The organism is Actinoplanes sp. KI2, assembly GCF_025630775.1.
In the GTDB taxonomy this organism is placed as follows: Bacteria; Actinomycetota; Actinomycetes; order Mycobacteriales; family Micromonosporaceae; genus Actinoplanes.
On the sequence record NZ_JAOSZE010000157.1, the window covers coordinates 1 to 473 of the forward strand.

Consider the following 473-nt stretch of genomic DNA (forward strand, 5'->3'; position numbering starts at 1 on the left):
CTTCACCGTGTCCCTGCTGATCGGGGAACTGGCTTTCGGTATCGCCAGCGGCCGCGACGACCATGTGAAGATCGCGGTGCTGGCCGGGTCGCTGGTGGCCGCCGTGCTGGCGGCCGGTGTGCTGCGGGCCCGTAACCGCACCTACCGTCGGCTGCACGCCGCCGAGCAGGCCGACCGGGACGGCGACGGGATTCCCGACGTCTACCAGCGCGCCGAGCGGAAGCGGGAGCAACCCGGCGTCGGCTGATAGGTTGATCGTCGGTGTGCCGGGAAGCCTGGTCGGCGATCGCTGACGGCTGACCGGAACCGGGGAACACTGTTGAGCCTCATCGCCTGGATTGCCGTAGTGGTGTTCGGCGCCGCGTACGTGCTGATCGCCACGGAAAAGCTCAACCGGGTCACCGTCGCGCTCGGCGGCGCCGCAATCATGCTGGCGGTGGGCGCCACCGACGCCCAGCACGCCTTCTTCTCGC

Annotated in this window: 1 protein-coding gene; it reads left to right on the forward strand. The window is 69.6% G+C overall.

What is annotated here, in order from left to right:
- A partial coding sequence (locus ODJ79_RS46750; protein WP_263030207.1) for a Na+/H+ antiporter NhaA occupies positions 1-247 on the forward strand: 247 nt, incomplete at its 5' end.
- Between the last annotated feature and the right edge of the window lie 226 nt (positions 248-473).